17 protein-coding genes and 1 pseudogene are annotated in these 16,517 nt (G+C 40.6%); 8 read left to right on the top strand and 10 right to left on the bottom strand.

The genetic code is table 11. From position 1 onward, the window contains the following. Positions 1–314 precede the first annotated feature (314 nt). Positions 315–1,502, bottom strand: a complete 1,188-nt coding sequence (locus H540_RS0111035; protein ID WP_245592224.1) for a styrene monooxygenase/indole monooxygenase family protein — start codon at positions 1,500–1,502, stop codon at positions 315–317. Between the two features lie 254 nt (positions 1,503–1,756). On the opposite strand from H540_RS0111035, the gene H540_RS0111030 reads away from it, so the two are divergent. Both H540_RS0111030 and H540_RS0111025 read left to right on the top strand, forming a co-directional pair. Continuing rightward, positions 1,757–1,963 (top strand): alpha/beta-type small acid-soluble spore protein, encoded by a 207-nt coding sequence (locus H540_RS0111030; protein WP_028400696.1) that lies wholly within the window; start codon positions 1,757–1,759, stop codon positions 1,961–1,963. A 342-nt stretch (positions 1,964–2,305) separates the two neighbouring features. Further along, positions 2,306–2,506, top strand: coding sequence for a hypothetical protein (locus H540_RS0111025; RefSeq protein WP_028400695.1), 201 nt, complete (start codon positions 2,306–2,308; stop codon positions 2,504–2,506). A gap of 125 nt (positions 2,507–2,631) precedes the next feature. Here H540_RS0111025 and H540_RS32055 read toward each other — a convergent pair whose 3' ends face one another. Continuing rightward, positions 2,632–2,841, bottom strand: coding sequence for a KTSC domain-containing protein (locus H540_RS32055; protein ID WP_081415102.1), 210 nt, complete (start codon positions 2,839–2,841; stop codon positions 2,632–2,634). A gap of 92 nt (positions 2,842–2,933) precedes the next feature. Here H540_RS32055 and H540_RS35165 point away from each other — a divergent pair, with 92 nt between their 5' ends. Next, entirely contained in the window at positions 2,934–3,056 is a 123-nt protein-coding gene (locus H540_RS35165; protein WP_281172487.1) for a hypothetical protein, read from the top strand. Between the two features lie 4 nt (positions 3,057–3,060). Here H540_RS35165 and H540_RS0111015 read toward each other — a convergent pair whose 3' ends face one another. Continuing rightward, on the bottom strand, positions 3,061–4,251 hold the full coding sequence (locus H540_RS0111015) for an aminotransferase-like domain-containing protein (RefSeq protein WP_028400694.1): 1,191 nt from the start codon (positions 4,249–4,251) through the stop codon (positions 3,061–3,063). Positions 4,252–4,803: 552 nt separating this feature from the next. Between H540_RS0111015 and H540_RS0111010 the strand changes: the two genes are divergently transcribed. Continuing rightward, positions 4,804–5,010 (top strand): alpha/beta-type small acid-soluble spore protein, encoded by a 207-nt coding sequence (locus tag H540_RS0111010; RefSeq protein ID WP_028400693.1) that lies wholly within the window; start codon positions 4,804–4,806, stop codon positions 5,008–5,010. Positions 5,011–5,409: 399 nt separating this feature from the next. Here the strand turns inward: H540_RS0111010 and H540_RS0111005 are convergent, their stop codons facing one another. The 4 genes and pseudogenes from H540_RS0111005 to H540_RS33135 form a co-directional block, all read right to left on the bottom strand. Next, entirely contained in the window at positions 5,410–7,398 is a 1,989-nt protein-coding gene (locus tag H540_RS0111005; RefSeq protein ID WP_028400692.1) for a C40 family peptidase, read from the bottom strand. A gap of 535 nt (positions 7,399–7,933) precedes the next feature. Further along, positions 7,934–8,068, bottom strand: a pseudogene (locus H540_RS33145) (DUF2278 family protein); the annotation flags it as partial. A gap of 165 nt (positions 8,069–8,233) precedes the next feature. After that, the gene (locus tag H540_RS33140; protein WP_155891007.1) at positions 8,234–8,395 is read right to left on the bottom strand and encodes a hypothetical protein; all 162 of its coding nucleotides are present in this window, start codon (positions 8,393–8,395) and stop codon (positions 8,234–8,236) included. Positions 8,396–8,419: 24 nt separating this feature from the next. After that, on the bottom strand, positions 8,420–8,587 hold the full coding sequence (locus H540_RS33135; RefSeq protein ID WP_155891006.1) for a hypothetical protein: 168 nt from the start codon (positions 8,585–8,587) through the stop codon (positions 8,420–8,422). Positions 8,588–8,893: 306 nt separating this feature from the next. Here H540_RS33135 and H540_RS0110990 point away from each other — a divergent pair, with 306 nt between their 5' ends. The 4 genes from H540_RS0110990 to H540_RS0110975 all read left to right on the top strand — a co-directional run bounded on the left by H540_RS0110990 (position 8,894) and on the right by H540_RS0110975 (position 14,192). Beyond that, entirely contained in the window at positions 8,894–9,133 is a 240-nt protein-coding gene (locus H540_RS0110990; RefSeq protein ID WP_028400690.1) for a DUF2584 family protein, read from the top strand. 21 nt (positions 9,134–9,154) lie between these two features. After that, complete coding sequence (locus H540_RS0110985; protein ID WP_028400689.1) at positions 9,155–10,312, top strand: exonuclease SbcCD subunit D; 1,158 nt, start codon at positions 9,155–9,157, stop codon at positions 10,310–10,312. Next, the gene (locus H540_RS0110980; protein ID WP_028400688.1) at positions 10,309–13,398 is read left to right on the top strand and encodes an AAA family ATPase; all 3,090 of its coding nucleotides are present in this window, start codon (positions 10,309–10,311) and stop codon (positions 13,396–13,398) included. Before H540_RS0110985 ends, H540_RS0110980 begins: the two co-directional genes overlap by 4 nt. A gap of 260 nt (positions 13,399–13,658) precedes the next feature. After that, positions 13,659–14,192 (top strand): DUF2179 domain-containing protein, encoded by a 534-nt coding sequence (locus H540_RS0110975; protein ID WP_028400687.1) that lies wholly within the window; start codon positions 13,659–13,661, stop codon positions 14,190–14,192. Positions 14,193–14,299: 107 nt separating this feature from the next. Here the strand turns inward: H540_RS0110975 and H540_RS29530 are convergent, their stop codons facing one another. The 3 genes from H540_RS29530 to H540_RS29520 all read right to left on the bottom strand — a co-directional run. After that, entirely contained in the window at positions 14,300–15,460 is a 1,161-nt protein-coding gene (locus H540_RS29530) for a sulfite reductase subunit alpha (RefSeq protein ID WP_051317070.1), read from the bottom strand. Between the two features lie 81 nt (positions 15,461–15,541). Continuing rightward, positions 15,542–15,826 (bottom strand): pyrimidine/purine nucleoside phosphorylase, encoded by a 285-nt coding sequence (locus H540_RS31405; RefSeq protein ID WP_051317069.1) that lies wholly within the window; start codon positions 15,824–15,826, stop codon positions 15,542–15,544. A 153-nt stretch (positions 15,827–15,979) separates the two neighbouring features. Then, positions 15,980–16,517: cytochrome P450 (locus tag H540_RS29520; protein WP_034670839.1), on the bottom strand; the 538-nt coding region annotated here is incomplete at its 5' end.

Below are 16,517 nucleotides of genomic sequence, written 5' to 3'. Positions count from 1 at the left end.
GGAAATTGGATGTGAAAAGGTCAATCTTTTAATTGAAACAGATAATTCAAAAATAGGTTATATGAATGAACAGTCTTCTAACAAACAATTTGGAGGGGCTTTTTTGATTTATAGATATATTGACTGCCGATAAGAACCCCCTTCAATTTAAAACTGAAGGGGGTTCTTATCGGCTTCTAGATACATTGAATGCTTATAACGAAGATTATAAGTAATTAAAGAATTATCCTGTACTTATAAGACAATCCGTCATAGTATCAGCATGGCCAAGTTTGCTAGATTTTTTATGCTATATAGAATTCTCGCTATACTTTCTAGATTGTTGTTGCAGACGAGAAATCTTGATACGCTGTTCTTGGATCAGCAAACCATTCGGCAATTTCATCCGCTTTTGCTTGGTCCTTTGCACCCTGAAGTAACAATTGAATCACATGTTCAGGTAATGGCAAGGTCATGGCATTTGTCCATTCGGTTACCTCTTTTACAAACTGCTTCGTTCGATTCCAATAAGATTCTCCTACCTGTGTATTCCATGTTGAATCCTTGAATTCAATAAGAGTTTCATACAATTTTTCTGCACAATAAGAAGACAGATTACAACCTTGGCCGGTAATAGGATCATTTAGAAACACGCTATCCCCGCATCCAACTACTAACTTATTTTTAACGGTAAGATATGGTTTTCGAATAGCCGGTATAATAGCAGTTTGAAGAAAGCCATGTTCGTCACATAAAGAAAACTTTTCTTCCGCTATTCGTTTGTGAATTTCAGGGAAAAATTTTTGTGTAGCGGTTCTCATTTTGAGGGTAAACTCTTCTGCTGTTTTTATCCCTTGAAATACGTCTAAGTTTCTGTTTGGGATCGCCATAATGAACAAGATAGTAACAGGACCATGTTCTGTTATGGCAGGTATTTCAAACATTTCACCTAATTCAGGAAGAACCGTTACGCCTATTCCTTGAGGAGTATTTGGTTTTATACCTAAAAAGTAACCAACAATACATTTTCTCTGCGGTGTTTGGAAAGGAGAGAGCTCTTCTTCAATAGGAAATGGCATAAGAGGTCCTGATTTTCCAGTACAATCAATGACTAAATCAAACTCATCTGTTAATGTTTCTATATTCTCTTTAACTACCTTTTTTAAACGGAAAGAGACCCCTTTCTCTGCGAGATCCTCTATGCAGTGTGAGAAATATAAACGTTGATCAACGGACAATGCCGGTTCTTTCAACATTCCTGTAAATAGCTTTTGATTTCCAATGCTAATATGAATGCTTTCAATAAGAGCTTGTTCATCCCATTTTGGCATAGCAAAGCGATTTTCACGCCTTCTTGTTGCTCCAAAGTGAACCTGAGTAGACATGATTCGTCCGTTTCTGATCTGATCTACTGAGCGATGATGAATAACTGTTACATCAAATTCTTCCTTAAGAGCATAAGCCAGGTGCAGCCCTGCTGTACCACTGCCTACAATACAAATACGCCTTTTCAAACCTCTCACTCCTTTATTTTTCCTGTGAAAAATGCATGTTCTCTCTTGGAATCTTTCTTTCACACCTCATTGTAAATTTTACCATTAACCAAGCCGTTTATCATTATTCAGTTTTGGTACAAATAGTGAAGAAAGCTAAAAAATGATAAAGATGATATTGAAACTTCAATAACCTAAATTGAAATACCATAAATTACCTATTTAGAATTGTAGTAATTTTTTATCTTTAGGAAAATCTATAGGAAAATAGGAGGTGAATCTATATGGCAAATAAAAGTGGAAGTCGTAATCAAGCGCTTATCTCAGGTACAAAAACAGCACTTGACCAAATGAAGTGGGAAATCGCACAAGAGTTTGGTGTGCAACTTGGACCAGAAGCAACAGCTCGTGCCAATGGTTCTGTGGGTGGAGAAATAACAAAGCGTCTTGTTGCAATGGCTGAGCAACAATTAGGTGGATTCAGACACTAAAAATAAAAAAACAAAAACAGCTTTAAAAGGACGGTTATGCCGTCCTTTTATTATTTAGGCGTTTAAAGTAAAGAATTTTGTCATACGTTGCCATCTATATATGATTCGGTATAGCGCGATATTGTGATGGTAAAACGTGCAGCATTCATTCAAGGGAGAAGCTTCTGCATCTCTTCCAGTTCAGAAATCATTCTAAATTGAAAGGGGTACGGAAACCTCCATTTTTTTATACTTTCTTGCTACAATGGTTTTCCCCTTTGTATCCCTGTGGGAAGTTTTTCTTTTGGTATAGTTTGGATATCCTATAAGGAGAAGCTATCACTGAAGAAAAGAGGAATGGGCATGAAGGTTTACGAGTTAATTACGAAACTACAACAAGTTCTGAATCATGATGCTGAAGTATATATGGAGTTTATATCCGTTGATACAAACTCAGGAAATATGAGTGCTAACCTAAGTCAGGCTAATGATCTAATAGTCTCTAATGATGGGGAATTCAGTTTTGTCACGATTAGCACTGGGACAATAGAAAAAGAATTTTAATCTTTAGCAATTAGGGTGAGTAATTATCACGAAAAAATCCATTTCTGATAGTGGTTCCGTATTAAGGATAATAGCCGGAGAAGTAACGTGTACTGTTACTATTCCAGCTATTATTTTAATTAAGATTAATGAATTCTAGTGTAGCGATAGGAATTTTTAATGAAGTTTGAATGGTATCTACTGTGTGAGGCTGCATTCATTAATCCGGTGTAAATATGCTCTGGTACATCGTAATAATCATATGTACCGTTTTTGAATTGAATACGTAATATCATGGAACTAGTATTATACCCAACTGCAATTAGCTTTGAAGAGATTACAGATTGCATAGTCATAATTAACCATCCCCTTTCTCTGGTATATTTCGACGTCAAAGCATGAAAGCCCTTTCAAGATGTCGAAGTGTAAGGTGAAAGGGGAGATGAAAATGAGTCCTATTGACGTTGCTTTAAAAGCAGTCTATGAGGAAAGTATAAAAGAAAAACCTAATCTGGGAAGTATTAGTACTTATACAGTTGATTTAGATCCAAGTATTTTCAAAGTGAATTAGCATGTTATTGAATGGCCCTTAAAAGGTTCCCTAGCTTCTGAACTCCTGCAATTATTTCTTCTAGTTCTGCGAAGCTGAACGAAAGACGAAGAAAATGAAGTCCATCTGTTGGATTCACAAAAAAGTGTTTTCCTGGAATATATGAAACACCTTTTTCTAAGGCCTGTTTTAGTAATGCAGCTGTATCTATATTTTCCACATGTAACCACACAAAAAAACCACCATTTGGAACATGCCAAGTGACCCATTTGGGCATATACTGTTTGAGAGCCTGTATCATTGCATCTCTTCTAACCCTGTAAGAATCTCTTAAGATATCAAGTCGTTCTTCAAACTCGATGTTTTGTATGTATACTGACATGGTTGCGTGAGCAAACGGGTGATCTAAATCTTTTTTAAACCATGAAATCGCAGATAGTAACATCTTTGGACCTAAAATCCAACCAATGCGCATACCTGGAGCCACGACCTTAGACAATGAACCAACGTATAGAACTCGATCCGTTACATCATAAGTTTTAAGGGGGAATGGACTTTCTGAAAATGACAATTCTCCGTATGCATCATCTTCAATAAGTAAAAAATCAAATTTTGTAGCAAGAGCTAACAAGTGCTGGCGGCGATCAGTCGTCATTGTACTTCCTGTCGGGTTATGAAACGATGGAATGGTGTAGAGCAAACATGGATTAGTCAAACCAGCGCGCTTTCTTTCTGTTAACACTGCTTCTAAAACGTTTGTTTGTATCCCAAACTCATCCATCGGTATACTAATAATTTGCTTTGTATAGTTTCGGAAAATTTCTAAAGCCTCCATATAGGTTGGAGCTTCAACGGCAACTACTGCCTGTTGATCAAGTAAAGTACGAGCTATTAAATCAATAGCCTGACTCGCTCCTGAAGTAATCAAAAGTTCCTGTTCCTCAGACTGAATACTCCGCTGGACCAATCGATGTTGTATTTGGTGCTTTAGAATATTGATGCGAGGGCTTCCTAAGTAATGGAAAGGCAAATCCTGTTCTTCTTGAATCATTTGATCTACTGCAGATTTAATTTGATTGGTTGGTACGAGGTTAGGTGCTGGGTATCCTGCACTTAAACGTATACATCCAGTAGGGAGAGAGGGCATCCAAGATCCAGGAGGATCATTTGCCAATGCTGATTTTATATTTTCAGGAAAATAGTTTTTGTATTGCACTGTGAGTTAGCACTCCTTTATTCCTTAAGCTATGTTCTTAGATTTTAATCATCAGAATTAATGATGGCTTATAAAATTTTGCGTAACCAGATTTCTAACTAAAAAAGAGGTAGGAAATTTTCATAGTGTTATAAAACATTTTCGTATATAGATTATTTTGTATTATAACGCATTATTCTGAATCACCAAATAATTATTTGGCGATTTCGATAACTTACCGTTCAAAAGAATTCGTATACATTTCTAAACACTATTTACTAAAATCAGGAAACATAAGGGTTAATAGCCAAGAGGCAGATAAGGAATTGATAAAATACTTAGCATGTAGTAACAGACATGGAGTGGGCTAACAAGAAAATCGAGAGAAAAATAAGAGCAAGTCTTTTCTGTTTATGTAATTGAGAAGTCTAACTGTTTTGATATTATGATTGAATCAAATAGGTTTACAAATCGATTGCTGTGAGAGAAAAAAGTACCATAAATTACCTAGTTAGAATTGTAGTAATTTTTCATCTTTAGGAAAATCTATAGGAAAATAGGAGGTGGATCAATATGGAAAAGAACAGAGGAAGTCGCAATCAAGCGCTTATCTCAGGTGCAGAAACAGCACTTGACCAAATGAAGTGGGAAATTGCACAAGAGTTTGGTGTTCAACTTGGACCGGAAACAACATCTCGCGCTAATGGTTCTGTAGGTGGAGAAATTACAAAGCGCCTTGTTGCAATGGCTGAGCAGAAATTAGGCGGGTTCAGACACTGAGGGTGGAGAATAAATACAATAGCTTTAACGGGACGGTTATACCGTCCTGTTATTATTTTGGTGTTGAAGTAAAACATTTTGTCATACCGTTGCCATCTATATACAAGTGAATAAAAAAACCGACTTTTTATAGTGAGGAGAGATCATCTGACTAAGCGTAGAAGCGGTCAAACCCTTTTCGTGGCCCATGCAGGGAGAGAGAGAGGGAGCGAGCACAGTTTCCCATTTGTTCTACGTGGCAAACGACAGATATGTCGGAATAACAAAGTGGACTTATATAATGACATATTTGCACCAGAACCAGAAAAATGCGCCTTGCTTAACAGCAAGACGCATTAGTATCACATATAGAATTGTTGAGTGAAATAAATTCTAGTATTTTATAAAGCTTTTATTATATTAATAAGGCTTTGTATACCCTAAGAAGTGGCTGTTCCAATACGAGTTGCTAAGAGAGGCAATTGCAACACCGCTATCTCCTGCTTCAACGAATGTACCGTTTCCAAGGTATACACCCATATGAGAAGCCCCCGGCTTATATGTGTTTTGGAAGTAAATCAAATCACCAGGCTGAGGATTTGATGTTTTGGTAAAGCTGTCCCAATAATCGGCAACGCTTGCGCGACCGAAGGAGTAGCCGAATTTACTGTACACATGATAGATAAAGCCGCTGCAGTCAAAGCCGCTTGGTGTTGTCCCGCCCCATACATATGGAACACCTTTTAATGATTTCGCATACTCAATTAACGCCGCTGCGTTAGAAGCAGGCTGAGCCGGCTTAGTAGGTTGAGCCGGTTTAGCAGGCTGAGCTGTTTGAGTAGGCTGAGCTGGTTTAGCAGGCTGAGCTGTTTGAGCAGGTTGAGCCGGTTTAGCAGGTTGCGCAGGTTGCGCTGCCTGACTTGTTTGAGCTGATTCAACTTGTGTTACAGGTGTTTGGGATAAGTGGCTCTTACCCACAAATCCAGTTTGTCCGTTATAGTTAATTTCATACCAACCAGCTTGTTGTCCAACCACTTGCACCTTCTGACCGGATTGAATAACTCCAGTTACCCCGTAATTCATACCTGCCCCGCTTCTGACATTTAGAGAGCTTGGCTTAACATAATAATCTTGAGCAGGCTGCTGGGTTTGTTGATGTTGAGCCGGTTGTTGAGTTTTTTCTTGCTGAGCTGATTGCTGTTGAACAGGCTGTTGAGTTTTTTCTTGCTGAGTTGATTGCTGTTGAACAGGCTGCTGAGTTTTTTCTTGCTGAGCTGATTGCTGTTGAACAGGATGCTGGGTTTTTTCTTGTTGAGCTGATTGCTGTTGAACAGGATGCTGAGTTTTTTCTTGTTGAGCTGATTGCTGTTGAACAGGCTGTTGAGTTTTTTCTTGTTGAGCTGATTGCTGTTGAACAGAGGCTCCTTTAACAAATTTTACAAGCTTACCACTTACAAATCCTGTACGACCGTTGTATTTGATTTTGTACCAGCCGTTTTCAACATCTGTTACCTGCAACGCTTGTCCTTTCAATATGCCTCCGATAACAGGGTAGTAGGAGGCCGAACCCGTGCGGACACGAAGAACCGCAGCATCTACGATGTATGTTCCATCTTGTTGGACAGATTCTGTCAATTTAGATTGCGCAGGCACAGAAGTTTCATCTGTTCCTGGGGATACGTAATCTTTACTTATGTAAGCGACTTGCCCATTGAATTGTATTTTATACCAATCTTGTACTTCCCCTACTACATGTACAACTTGCCCTTTATCCAATGCACTTAAAATAGGATGGGACGTACTAGGGCCTGTACGAACGCGCAGAGAAGGTACATTCACTATATACTTTCCGTTTGCCTGTACCGTTGCTTTTGCTACTTTCACAGCTGTTCCATTAGTTGTCACATAAGCTTTGCTGACATAGGCATCTTTATCGTTATATTGAATTTTATACCAACCGTCAGTTTCTCCTGTCACTTGCAAAATTTGCCCTTGACCTACAAGCCCTAAAGTGGAGTGTGATGTGCTTGGACCTGTATGGACACGCAGAGTTACTGCGTCCACTACTACCTGACCTGGTGTAACGTAATCTTTGCTAACGTAAGCATCCTTGTTATTATATTGAATTTTGTACCAGCCGTTTACTTCCCCTACTACTTGTAGAGGTTGACCTTGCGTTACGAGTCCAAGAATCGTACTAGATGTATTAGGGCCTGTACGAACACGGAGAGCGTCTGCATTTACCGTATACTTATTTGCGGTTTTCTGGATCTTGTGTTGTGCTGTTGTCGCAGGGGCCGCTTGCGCTTGATCAGGAACCACTTGCAATTGATCAGGGGCTGCTTGCGCTGTTTGAACAACAGTTCCTACGACAGACACTGCTGCAATACTAGCGAGAATGTTTTTCATAAATCTAAATTCCTTTCTTTTAAAATATCAGTTGAAACATTTTCCAACATGAAAAATACTAAAATAGCTGTCGAAGTATGTCAATAAACATTATGTAATCCGCATATGTGAAAGGTTATGGTGCAAAAGATCTATCAAACTTGGATATACTGATACTACCAATCTAAAAAGGATGTGTATCAAGTATGATAACCAACAACCTGTTCAATTGGAGACACTTTCATCCTAAAATAATTATAAAAATGTAAGATGGTGCCTTCGGGAGGTTCTGCTGCAAATGGTGAAGAAAACTGAAAAGTGATAATCTTTCGATATTAAAACTGGATCGGATAGATCTACAAATCGATTTCTGTAAGAGAAACTAAAATATCCTTTTGATATATGCATTTAACACGAGATGGTGATTACGGCACGAGTTAAGCCAGAGGAGTGGTTAGTGCAAGAAAATAATGAGGAAACTAATCAGTTATAGATAGGAGTTGCCATTTCAGCAACCCCTATTTTACCTGTATTAAAAGGAGTAAAGATAATAAGATTAATCATTGGACGCTTTTACTTGGGTATGGTCACACTTTTTTGTTGGATAGCCACGGTCATCTGTACACCATGACTGGGATAGGAAAGCTAAAAAGACAGCAATCCAGTGATCCTTATATTGAATGAAAATCCCCTTTCAATTTCGCTTTACCTACCTGGGTAGACTATGCCTTTATCATTACTAGCGTCTCTTTCGTTACTAAATGTCAATCCATCTCTACCTTCAGTAGGTATAGCATACCTCCTGCCTTTAAAAATGCTCATCTCATGTTTTTCAGCTCCTACATATGTAGGAAAATTACAGACCGCCACAATTGCGTCTGCTTTTCTTCTGTTTGCTGCTATCGTCACCAGTATCAGTGGGATTATCAGCTCTAAGTGTGTGTCCGAATGCGTAATCTTCCTGTGGAGCTGCTGCACTTCTTCTTCCTTTTACAGAAGGGTTTTGATTTTGTGCCATGTTATGACCTCCGATAGTTGTATGTTATTGTTGGTTCTCCTTCGCACCGCTGTTTACGTAAGCAGGAAGGTCACCATGTTTAGCTGGTGCTCTTCCTGCCCCAGCTTCATTTGCTGTACTTTGGGTTGCTCCTGGATTCGAGAAACCGCCGCTATTTCTTCCTTTTACAAAAGGATTCTGATTATGTCCCATGTTATCACCTCCAATATGGGTAGTATTCCCTAAATATATAAAATTTTGTTGAACGAAAAGTTTGTAAAAGGTGTGTTGATGGAGATAGAGATAAGGTTTACTTTCAATAATCTGAGTCATATGACATATGATGTTGACCGTGGATCTTTCTGTTGTCCGATTTTTAACGTTTTAAAACATAGGGCTTATTGTTCTCGACCTGTTTCGGAAGTCGTAAAAAGACGAAGCTCTTTCCTCACTCTTGTCAATCCATGTCCAACCCTTTACTATTAAAAGAAAAGAGACTTGAAAAGGGAGATGGTCGATATGAAATTTGAAATGCATACAAGCGTTGTGACTGAGGAGAAAGAAGTACGCGTAGATATAGAGAACAATTTATTTGAGCTGACAGTAGAAGGGTATCATCTATACCCGTTGAACGAAGCAGTTGTTTTATATAAAACAGAAAAAGAAAAAGTGGGCACAGCCGTTCCGAAAAAAATTTCATGGGAAAATGAACAAACCGTTTTGCTTTATCAGCTGATTTCCCTTCATTCCGTAAATTAATAGAAGAAAGGGAGAAGAGAGATGAAGCTGTTTCATACTGCCGATTGGCATTTAGGAAAGCTCATTCACGGCGTATATATGACGGAGGAGCAAGCGTACATATTGGATCGGTTCATTGAAGCGATTCAAGAGGAGCAGCCGGATGCTGTCATTATTGCAGGAGATTTATACGATCGTGCCATTCCGCCTACTGAGGCGGTTGATTTATTGAATCGCGTGTTAAAAACAATTGTCGTTGATTTGCAAACGCCGGTGCTCGCGATTGCAGGGAACCATGACAGCCCGGATCGCGTTCATTTCGGCAGCGATTTAATGAAATCGCAAGGTCTCCATATCGTCGGCCAATTTCAATATCCATATGAACCAGTGAAGCTTTCGGATGAGTATGGAGAGGTTCATTTTCATTTAATACCGTATGCCGATCCCGGCGTTGTGCGGCATGTGGTTGGGAACGAAGACATTCACAGTCACGATGATGCAATGCGTATTGTCATGAATGAAATTCATGCTTCAAAAGATCCAAATGTCCGTCATGTTTTCGTTGGACATGCCTTTGTAACAGCGATGGGAGAGGCCGAGGAGAATACAAGCGACGCAGAGCGTCCTCTTTCCATCGGAGGGGCGGAATATGTAAACAGTCACTATTTTGCGCAGTTTCACTATACGGCACTTGGTCATTTGCATCAAGGTCACTATGTGCGGGATAAAAAAATACGCTATTCCGGCTCGCCTATGAAATATTCCATTTCTGAAGAAAAGCATAAGAAGGGCTTCTATATTGTCGAATTAGACGGTGCCGGAGATGTGCAGCTTGAAAAACGGGAATTAGCGCCGCGCCGCGATATGTATACCATTGAAGCAAGACTAGAGGATATCCTCCGGCACACGCGCCGCGACGATTATGTATTTGTGCGTTTGTTGGATGAAACACCGGTGATGCAGCCGATGGAGAAAATACGCTCTGTATATCCAAATGCCATGCATGTAGAGCGGGTGATGCAGCGGCAAACAATCAATGAAGAAGGCGAAACAGCTGTATCCCGTCATAAAATGGACGATCTGGCACTTATGAAAGCATTTTTTAAAGAAATGAAGGGTAAGGACCTTTCTGAAGAAAAAGAGCGCCTCTTTTTGGAAGTATTGAAAGAGCTGCAGGATAGGGAGGGAGAACGGAAATGAAGCCGATTCAACTGACCATGACTGCGTTTGGTCCCTACAAGCAGCAAGAACTGATTGACTTTACTGAACTGCAGGAGCATAGGTTATTTTCCATTTCCGGAAATACAGGAGCAGGAAAGACGACCATTTTTGACGCGATTTGCTATGCCTTATACGGCGAAGCGAGCGGAGAAGAACGAAACGACGCCAGTATGCTTCGCAGTCATTTTGCAGATGATGATGTGTACACTAGTGTTTCTTTAACGTTTCAAATTAAAGGAAAAACATATCATATCATGCGGCAAATGGGACATCGAAAAAAAGGAAATAAAACTGCGACGGGCGGTTCTGTTGAGTTTTATGAGGTAGTAGATGAACAGCATATTCCATGTGTTGATCGTTTTCACGTTACGGATATCAATAAAAAAGTAGAAGATGTTATCGGATTAACAAAGCATCAGTTCAGTCAAATTGTTATGCTGCCGCAAGGAGAGTTTCGAAAGCTATTAACGTCCGAAACGGAGAATAAGGAAGAAATTTTACGCCGTATTTTTAAAACGGACCGTTATAAACTCATTCGTGATATATTGGATCAAAAACGAAAAGGTTTAAAAGACAAACTGCAGGAAAAGCAAAAGGAACGGGAAATTTATTTCCGAAATGCTTTTCAATTGCCGATTCGTGAAGATAGTGTGTTAGAAAAGCTCAAGCAGCAAGAGCAAGTGAACAGCTATCAGGTAACGGAAGCGCTAGAGGAAGAGATTTATCATTACGAAATGCAGATGAAGTCTGTTGAACGCGACGAAGCGGAACAACATCGATTGCTAAGCCAAAAGCAAGAGCTGTTTCATCAGGCACAAGCGGTAAACGAACGGTTTGAACAGCTTCGTGCAAAAGAAAAGGAGCATGCTGCTCTTTTAGAACAAAAATCTCAAATGAAGGAGCAGGAAGACCGTTTGCGCCTTGCAGAGGAAGCAAACCGGCTCACTCCGTTCGAAGATTGGTATAAAGAAGCAGTAAAAGCAGCAGACCTGGCAGAGAGGGACTTGGCTGCTGCTGCTAGAAAAAAAGAGCAAATTAAGGAGCAGTATCAACAAGCAAAAATACGTTTCACACAAGAAAAAGAGAGAGAATATGTACGGGAAGAGACAAAGCGAAAGGTACAGGCATTGCAAGATTTACAGCCTGTTGTGGAAACCTTGGCACTGCGTAAGCAGCAATTAACAGAAACAACCTGTTATGTTGCAGATGAAAAGAACAAGCTGCAGTCCCTGGAGCAGCAGTTGCAAGCTTCTCTTCATGAAAAAAGGTCGCTTTTAGAAGTTTACCAGAAGCTGGAGGAATCTTTGCGTCAGTATGTAACGAAGGTAAATGAGTTACACCATATGCGTGAAGATGCAAAGGTATTGGTACAGTATAAGAAAGCGCTGCAAGAATTGCAGCAGAGTGAAGAAGAGTGGCTGCAAGCAAAGGCTGCCAAACAACAAGCGGAAGAGCAATACAATAAAATGGAACAATTGTGGCTGTCTGAACAAGCAGGGCAGCTGGCGGTGCATTTGCATGACGGCATGCCATGTCCGGTTTGCGGAAGTGCAGAGCATCCTAACAAGGCAATAGCCCGTACAATAGATGTGAATGAAAAGCAAATAACCGACTTGCGCAATCATAAAATGGAAACAGAAACAGCTTATTTCCGTGCAGAGCAAAAGTATCATTTTCATCAAGCGCAATGTAAAGAAACGGAAAAGGAAGCAATAGAGCGCGGATATGATACAGCACGCTTTGAAGAAGAGTATACAAAGCTTGTTCAAAATGGCAAGCAGCTCGATACGGAAGTAAAAGCTTTACAGGAAAGTGAAGTAAAGCGAAATGAACTGCAGCCGAGATTGAAAGATTTAGAGAAGGAAGTTGAAATACAAACGCAACAAAAGCAGCAGCTAGAGGCAAAGCTTCACAGCCTGCAAATGGAAGAAATGCAGCAGCGGATTTCGTATGAAAATGACCAAAAGAAGCTTCCTGACGCTATTGTTTCATTAGTAGCATGGCAGCAGCATATGACAAAAGTGCAAGCCGAGCTTCGCCACTTGGAGCAATCATGGAAAGAAGCTGGGGAGCAGCATGAGTATTTCTCGAATGAACATATACGTATAGAAGCTGAATGCAGCTCCCTGAAGAGAGAATGGGAAAAAGCTGAAGTACAAAAACGGGAGAAATACGAGACATTCCAAAGCAGTTTGCAAAATGCCGGCTTCGCTGAACAAGAGGCTTATGAATCAGCGAAGCTTTCAGAAGAGCAAAGATTATCCTTAAAGCAAGCGATTCAAGCATATTATGCATCAATGGAAGTGCTCTCAAAACAAATTGAAGAGCTTCAACAAGCACTGCATGATAAGAAATGGACGCAGCTCGAGGAACTAATGCTTGATATTCAGGATATGCAGCATCTCGTGAAAAAGCTGATGGAACAGCGGCAGTCCATGAAAGGTATACTGGAAACAATTCAAAGACTAAGAGCCAGCATTGCAAAAATCGATGGGCAAATACGGGAAGAGGAAGCGGTGTATCAGGAGCTCGTTGACTTGTATGAAGTAGTAAAAGGAGACAATGAAAGCAGAGTTTCTTTTGAACGCTACATTTTAATTGAATATTTGGAGCAAATTGTACAAGCGGCCAACGAACGATTGCGCAGACTGTCAAACGGACAATTTTTCTTGAAGCGAAGCGAGCGCGTCGAAAAACGAAATCGTCAAAGTGGTCTCGGACTTGATGTATATGACACATATACAGGACAAACACGCGATGTTAAAACGCTGTCAGGCGGAGAGAAATTTAATGCATCGCTTTCTCTTGCGCTCGGTATGGCAGATATTATTCAAGCGTATGAGGGCGGCATTTCTATTGAAACGATGTTTATTGACGAAGGCTTTGGCTCTTTGGATGAAGAATCCTTAACAAAAGCAATTGATACGTTAATTGATTTACAAAAATCAGGACGGCTGATCGGGGTTATTTCACACGTACAGGAGCTGAAAAATACGTTGCCGGCTGCATTGGAGGTAACAAAGCAGAAGGATGGCAGCAGCAAGACGAAGTTTATACTGAAATAAGGCTGAAAAGAGACTGAGATTGTATCTGTACACAAGGAAAGATACTAGAAGCAGTTGAGGTAACGCTGTATGAAATGACAAGAAGGCCTATTTGCAAATAGGCCTTCTTCATATGCTTATTTTTCTCCTAAAGCAATCGGCTTTACAAATTATACATGCAGTACTATAGTGACTAAATATAGCTCCCGTTTGCCGGGGAAAAATGATAGAAAGATAGATTTAGGAACTGGAAAACAAACTATATAGAGAGGGTGCTGCGAATGTTACAAGCATTGCTTATTTTTCTGCTGCAAATTGTGTATGTGCCTGTTTTAACGATTCGAACCATTCTATTAGTCAAAAACCAAACGAGATCAGCTGCAGGAGTAGGATTGCTAGAAGGGGCGATCTATATTGTCAGCTTAGGAATTGTGTTTCAGGATTTATCAAACTTCTTAAATATATTCGCTTATGTAATCGGTTTTAGTGCAGGGCTTCTTTTAGGAGGCTATATTGAGAGGAAACTGGCAATTGGTTACATTACATACAACGTTAGTTTGCTGGAGCGGTGCGAGGAGCTTGTAAGCGCGTTAAGACAAGCGGGATTTGGTGTTACAGTATTTGAAGGAGAAGGAATTAACTCTGTTCGCTATCGTTTGGACGTTGTAGCAAAGCGTTCAAGAGAAGCAGAATTTTTGGACATTATAAATCAGATTGCTCCAAAAGCGTTTATGGCATCCTATGAAATCCGCTCATTCCGTGGCGGATATTTAACAAAGTCAATGAAAAAAAGACATAAAGAATATCGTTCTTAATAGAAAAAGCCGCTTTCAAAAAAGAGTGACTCCTTATAACCGCTCATTGCAGAATAAAGTCACTCTTTATTAAACTAATTCGACGGTGCCACTAACACCTATTCATTTTAGTACACATCACGTTGGTAACGTCCTTGCTCCCGCATCTCATTTAGATACGCTTCGGCTTCTTCACGGGTCATTGTACCTTCTTTTTCAATAACGCTAATAAGCGCGTTGTGGACGTCTTTTGCCATGTATTGCTTATCTCCACAAACGTAGAAGTAGGCTCCATTTTTTAGCCATCCGAACAATTCTTTGCTGTTCTCAAGCATTCTATGCTGCACATATACTTTTTGCTCCGTATCACGGGAGAACGCAGTCTCTAATCGTGTCAGTATCCCATCTTTTTGATATTGCTCTAACTCGTCTTGATAAAGGAAATCCAACGCTGCATGCTGGTCTCCAAAAAATAGCCACGATCTGCCTGTTGTTTTAGTCACTGCTCGTTCCTGGATAAAGGAACGGAATGGTGCAATACCTGTCCCTGGGCCAACCATAATAATGTCTTTATCCCCGGACTCTGGCAGATGAAAGTGTTTATTTGGTTGAATAAATACGGGAAGCGTATCGCCTTCTTGAAGACGTTCAGCAACCAAAACAGAACAAACTCCTTTTCGTTCGCGTCCGTGAGCCGTGTAGCGCACAGCACCGATGGTGAGATGCACTTCCTCAGGATTCGCGGCAATGCTGCTTGCAATAGAATAAAGACGCGGTGTCAACTTCCTTAAAAGAGACACAATTTTCTCAGCAGAAGCGTTCCATGGACCGAAATCGCGCAACATATCAAGCAAATCGCGCCCGTAGGTATATTCTTTCAGTTGGTTTGCATTTTCAACTAACAAAAGCTTTCGCAACTCTTCGTTTTCTGTTAATTCCACTGTCTGCTGTAAAATCTTTTTCGTCAGAAGTGTAATTTCAAAGCGGGTGGTTAGCGCTTCCTTCAGTGGAAGAGTATCGCCTTCCTTATTAATTGTTACTGGCGTTTCTTCATCCCACTCCATTTCCTCAAGAAGGGAAGCCACTAGTTCCGGATCATTTTGAGGGATAATGCCAAGGGCATCACCTGGGACATAGGAAAGGCCAGAGCTATTTAACGATAACTCGATATGCCTCGTTTCTTTACTGGAGCCAGTTCCATTTAAATTAACATTTTTGTGAACTTTCGCTTGAAATGGATTTGTCCTTGAAAAAGCTGTTGGCATCTTATTCACTGCAGTAAGTTGCATAATCTTCACCTCAAAAAGTTGTATTAATCTAGGATAACTTAGAATGATAGAGCTTCTGTAATACCCGGTCTTTACATGTATCTATTTAACCATACCATTAAAAGGAGCTTGAATGGTCGCTTCCATCTTCATCGCTTCCGTAACAAAGAGATACTCTTCTTTTTTTATCCTGTCGCCTGGCTCCACCAACATCCCCGGCATGCTGGCCCCTATTTGCATATAAGAGCAGCAATAGTCCGTAACGACATAAACTTTTAATTTAAAACTCGCATTAGCCGGAACTACAAATTCCGTACCAGCACTAAACTTCTTCCAATCGACTTGCCCAGGCAGCAAAACGTCAAGCTCCCCAAATGTAATTTCCATTCATTCTTCTTCGGACGTTCCGAACTCATATTCTCCTAGCATCATGATACCTAGATCTATTTCTTGCTGCTGTTTTTCGTCCATTCGAAAATCTATACTTAGATACTATCACGTCTGCCCCCTTCGCGCGATACAGGCAGTTCTTTCCCTCCGTTAAAAAGCGACCGGCAGGGAGGTTAACCCCTGTGAGCTCAGCGTGAAGTGCCAGGTGACGCTCTCCCGAGGGATGCTGAGCCGCAGGTTGGGCATGCGTCTCAGCAGGGTGGAAAACGCAACGTCTCCTTCCACACGGGCTAGCGGCGCTCCCAAACACATATGGATACCATGTCCAAAGGCGAGATGACGTTTGATTGTGCGGGTAATATCCAGATCCCCTGAATCCGTAAACTGGAGCTCATCCCGATTCGCTGATTTCAATACGGGAATAACCATATCTCCCTTTTTGATCTGCTGTCCGGCGAGTTCGATATCTTCAGTGGCAAAACGCGGTCCCGCGATTGTGGCGGGCCCATTGAAACGCAGCAGTTCTTCCACGGCTGCAGGAACCAGATTGAGGTCGGCTTTTAGCTTCTCCAGTTGCTCGGGATGATCCAGCAACATCAAAGTGCCCGTAGCGATCAGATTCGAGGTTGTCTCATGACCGGCAAAGATCAATAGCGAGATCATCGAGATTAGTTCTGCTTCGTCGAGT

The organism is Ectobacillus panaciterrae DSM 19096 (assembly GCF_000430785.1).
GTDB lineage: Bacteria > Bacillota > Bacilli > Bacillales > Bacillaceae_G > Ectobacillus > Ectobacillus panaciterrae.
The sequence above is the reverse complement of the archived record's forward strand: the minus strand, read 5'-3'. Positions and strand labels throughout refer to the sequence as shown.